The 4,488-nt window shown below is 46.9% G+C and carries 4 protein-coding genes; 2 read left to right on the forward strand and 2 right to left on the reverse strand.

Annotated features, from left to right (window positions below; all coding sequences use genetic code 11):
• A partial coding sequence (locus ACXLDX_RS14000; RefSeq protein ID WP_503417359.1) for an SRPBCC family protein occupies positions 1–248 on the reverse strand: 248 nt, incomplete at its 3' end.
• Positions 249–413: 165 nt separating this feature from the next.
• Here ACXLDX_RS14000 and ACXLDX_RS14005 point away from each other — a divergent pair.
• Positions 414–1,952, forward strand: a complete 1,539-nt coding sequence (locus ACXLDX_RS14005) for a CHAD domain-containing protein (protein ID WP_457577808.1) — start codon at positions 414–416, stop codon at positions 1,950–1,952.
• Positions 1,949–2,695 carry a ParA family protein gene (locus ACXLDX_RS14010; protein ID WP_457577809.1) on the forward strand — a complete coding sequence of 249 codons (747 nt, stop codon included), beginning with the start codon at positions 1,949–1,951 and terminating at the stop codon, positions 2,693–2,695. The genes ACXLDX_RS14005 and ACXLDX_RS14010 overlap by 4 nt, the downstream gene beginning before the upstream one ends.
• A gap of 294 nt (positions 2,696–2,989) precedes the next feature.
• On the opposite strand, the gene ACXLDX_RS14015 is transcribed toward ACXLDX_RS14010, so the two are convergent.
• Positions 2,990–4,488: TonB-dependent receptor plug domain-containing protein (locus ACXLDX_RS14015; RefSeq protein ID WP_457577810.1), on the reverse strand; the 1,499-nt coding region annotated here is incomplete at its 5' end.

A 4,488-nucleotide genomic window follows, 5' to 3' on the forward strand; every position in this document is an offset into this window, starting at 1 on the left:
TGGATGTCCCGGAACATTTGCCCTGGATTCTCCTCCACATGCAGTGCTTCAAAGTTCAGGCTCAGGGGGCCTGTGTGTATTTTGACTCTCGCCCGGGTGCCCGGACTTATACCTTCAGCGCTGGAAACGACAGTGGTCTTTTCCCAGGGAGGCAGCAACCGGCCCGGTCTTGCATGAAAAGCATAAAGTTCATGCGGCGAACATGGATAACGGGATCGATGGATGAAGGTGTCGTAATCTGTAGTCAAGTGTTTCGGTCCGGGAAAGTAGGAATATTTCGTTTATTGTAGTCACCATGAAGTGATTGACAAGGTTTTTCACCTGATTTGTACTCGTGGGGTACCTGTGACCAGTTACATTTGCACAGGGCAATTACGTGACAGAGATGTTTTTCTTTTACCATGAAAGCTATTATGAAAACCTCTTCTTTTGTCTTTACCTTTCCAGATGAGAAAAAATTAAGGGAAACAAATCCTTTGAAAATAGGCAGTACTCCGTTCCACCTGGAAATGACTGGTGGACAGGTTGAGCAGGCCAGGTTACTGGATACATTCACTGAAGAGGTGAGAAAGTCGGGAAAACTGCTGTTGTCGATTGATGATCGTCTGCTTCTCTTTGACTGGGCCTCAGGAGATATTTTTGAACAGACGGTGGATTATTTCTGGTCGTTTCTATCGGAACTGAAGAACGGTCCCGTTCGTGATAATCTGGGCGGTGTCTCGGAAATCAGGGCGATCAGTCCTGTGGCCGGATTGAAGATAAGGCGGGATAAGGGGCTGGTTCTTGATGATGAGATCAAGACAAGGGTCAGGCTGTTATTTTTTTCCTTCAGGCGAAAGAAAAAAACACTTCTGTTCGGGGTAACCAGGCCCCTCAGGGGGTATGAAAAGAGTCATGGAAAGGTTATCTCCTGGCTTCTGGCTGAAGGAGCGCAGAAAACCGGTGATTCTCTGACGGTCTATACAAAGCTAGCTATACCGGTGAGGAACTATTCGGTAAAACCCCGGTTGCCGATTTCCGGGACCGATGATATCAAAAAGAGTGTCACAGCCATAATCAGAACTTCTCTTACGGTTGCCGAGCTGAATGAGCCGGGGATCCTGGCCGATATTGATACTGAATTTCTCCATGATTATCGGGTGAGTTTTCGAAAAATCCGTTCGGCACTGAGCCTGTTCAAGGGCGTTTACGGGAGGGGGAAGACAGCCAGGTTGAAGAGGGAATTCAGCGAGCTCATGAAGAAGACAAATCGTCTCAGGGATCTGGATGTGTATCTCCTTGACCGGCAGCGATATTTTTCCCTGGTGCCGGAAAGCAGCCACGAAGGGTTGGAAATCCTTTTTTCCCGTCTGCAGCGTGAGAGAAAACAGGAATACCGTAATTTCTGCAGACTTCTGAAAAGCAGGAGTTACAAAAAGGACATGGACACCTGGAAAAACATGTTCAATGATGCAGACCACCTGCCTGACGGTCCCCACGGGAAGAAGGTGTCGTCCGCTTTTGCGGCGGAACGAATTTTAAAACGGTATGAAAAGGTTTGTGCAATTGCCCGTTCAATTGATGATCAGACAGAAGATGCGGTCGTCCATGAGCTGCGTATAGAGTGTAAAAAGCTTCGTTACCTCATGGAGTTTTCCATACCGTTATTTGGGGGGAAGAAAATAAAGAAACTCATTCGTTCCCTGAAAAGACTGCAGGACAATCTTGGCCGATTCAACGATTATTCCGTCCAGCAGCATCTTCCCGCCAGCTTTCTGGAAGGAAAAATGAAACGGAGTCGCGAGGAAATAAAAATGGCCGAGGCCATTGGTGCCCTCACTGCAATGCTCTACCAGCTGCAGTGTCGCGAAAGAAGTCTGGTCATGGAAAACTTTGCCGAATTTGATAATAAGAAGGTGCATGCGGCCTTTTACGAACTTTTTGAACCTCAGGTTAAAGGACTGCCGGAATGAGAATAGTGGCCTGTTACAGTAACAAAGGCGGTGTCGGCAAGACCGCAACGTCCGTTAATCTTGCCTACAGTTGTGCCATGGACGGTTACCGGGTACTGCTTTGCGACCTGGACCCCCAGGGGGCTTCCGGTTTTTATTTTCGGGTGAAACCGTCCAGAAAATTGAAAAAGCAGGCCTTTTTCAGGGATGTGGATTGCTTTACGGGGGCTATTCGCGCCAGTGATTTTGAAAACCTGGACCTCCTGCCGGCCAATATGAGTTACCGTGATTTTGACATCTTTCTCTCCCGCATGAAAAACAGCAGATCCCGGCTGAAAAAGGCCTTGAAGAGTGTAAAAAATGATTATGATATCCTTATTCTTGATTGCCCCCCCAATATTTCTCTTCTTTCGGAGAATGTTTTCAGGGTGTCTGACAGGATTGTGGTGCCGGTGATTCCCACAACCCTCTCCGAGCGGACACTGGAGCAGTTGTTCGGGTTTTTCAAGGAAAGAAAGTATCAGAGAAAGAAACTGTTGCCGTTCTTTTCCATGGTGCAGAGAAGCAAAAAACTTCACAATGAAACCATGGTGAGAATGAAGAAAAAATACAGGAAATTTTTGCAGAAATCGATTCCGTTCTCCACTGATATAGAAAAAATGGGTCTCTCCAGGGCACCGGTCATGGTGTACGCGGAACGGAGTGCAGCGGCAAAGGCTTACAGGAAACTGTGGCGGGAAATCAGGCGGGAGATGGATCTGTGATGTGAAATTTCATGGGAAAGTGCATGGCGGGCCACTATGGGTAAAAAGAAAAAAAAAGACAAAATTAATAAAAAAGATAAAAAAAAACAAAAAAGGGAAAAAAGATAAACTCAAAAAGAAGTGCTGCGGTAAATTTCTAAAGAAGAAAGGAAAAAGATGCTCCAAATGCCCGGACGGGTAAGAAATTCAGGCTATCTTGAAAAGTTGTTTTTTTGCCCGATCTCTGTGTTGCAGGGAAACAAAAAAACAGTCGCATGTACTTGATATTCTGTGAATTTTAAAGGAGTTCTTCAGTTAAAAGCGAAACTTCACCCCGGCCTCAATCCATCGTTCAGGGTTGGGATAAAAACTTGACCAGTATTGATCGCCATTAAAGAGGTTATGGACGGTCAAAAAAAGGTCAAAACCGGATCCGAATGAAACAGTCGAAAAATGTCTGTTGATATTCAGATCCCAGATGAAGTCTTCTTTCTCCTCGAACGTGGTTCCTTCCAGCCATTTTATGGCAGTGCCGAACAACTGGAGAGAAAAAAGCTCCGGGTTGGAGTAATTCACTTTTATCTGGGTGTTGTAAAAATCTTCACTTGATCCACTGTCCGGATCATCCACGGTATAAGTGAATCCACCTGCCACGCTCAGGCCATGGAAGGGAACGGATTCCGCTTCTACTTCAAAACCGGATCTTCTGGTGTTGTCGTTATTTTCAATATGACCTGTATCCGGGTTGAATTCCCAGATATCATCGATATCATGATAGAAAAATGTTGTTTTGCAGAGCAGGAAAGGAATGGATCTGGTTTCCAGGCCCGCTTGTATCGACCATATCTTCTCCGGTTTGAGGTTGGGGTTGCCAGCGGGTTGATTCCTGGAGATATCTCTCAGCAGGGAGAAGTAGGGGGTGGAAAATCCGCGGGCCGCGGTGATTCGCAGCCTGTTGTTCTCCGTTGCCCGGTAGACCAGACCGAGACTGGGGCTGAGAAAATCATCACTGATGGAGTTGTAATCGTAGCGAATTCCAGGGGTCAGGGTAAACCTGTCCCACGAAAGGGTATCATTTATATAGACACCAACTGTCCTGTTGGTGTCCGGTGGAAGCTGACCGGTCGGCGGTACTCTCCAGGCGGCAACGGCTGGGGCGGATGAGTTCACTGAGGATTCAAGTCTGTTATAGACATATTCGGCTCCGAGTACGAACGTCTGGATGTCGTCATTATAAACCAGTCTGCTGTTGAGGTTGTAACTTTTTTCCCTCCAGTATTGTTTCGACAGTGTTTCACCCGGAGAGCCGATCATCCCTGACAGTACATTGTATTCTTTCGTATAGTTTCTGGCAATGATTCCTCCGCTTAAATGAAAGCTGAGCAGGTTTCCCACTGACTGGTCCAGAGCGCTGGTGAAAAAACCGTCCCGGTTTTCTGTTGTGATCATAAGGTCAGCCGGAAGAAAATTGAGATTTTTCCATTCAGGCCGAAAACTGCCTCCGCTCAGCATCAGTTTCATTCCGGATTTGAGCGTTGTGTTCCCTTTTACATAGACCTGGGTATTGTCAAAGAATCTGTCCTCTTCCAGTCCGTCTGAATGTTGGTTGCCGGCAAAAAGATAGTAGCCTCCCCCCTCTCCCCTGCCTGAAAGTTCAACCTTCAATTCCCGGCTGTCAGCAGTCCCGTAGGAACCGGCCATCTGCCCTTCATGTCCCTTTTTCCATGCTTCTTTTGTAATGATATTGATTACACCGCCCATGGCTGAACCCCAGCTTGAAGAGGCGGGGCCTTTGATTATTTCCAGTCTTTCAA

It is taken from the genome of Desulfomarina sp. (genome assembly GCF_054039375.1).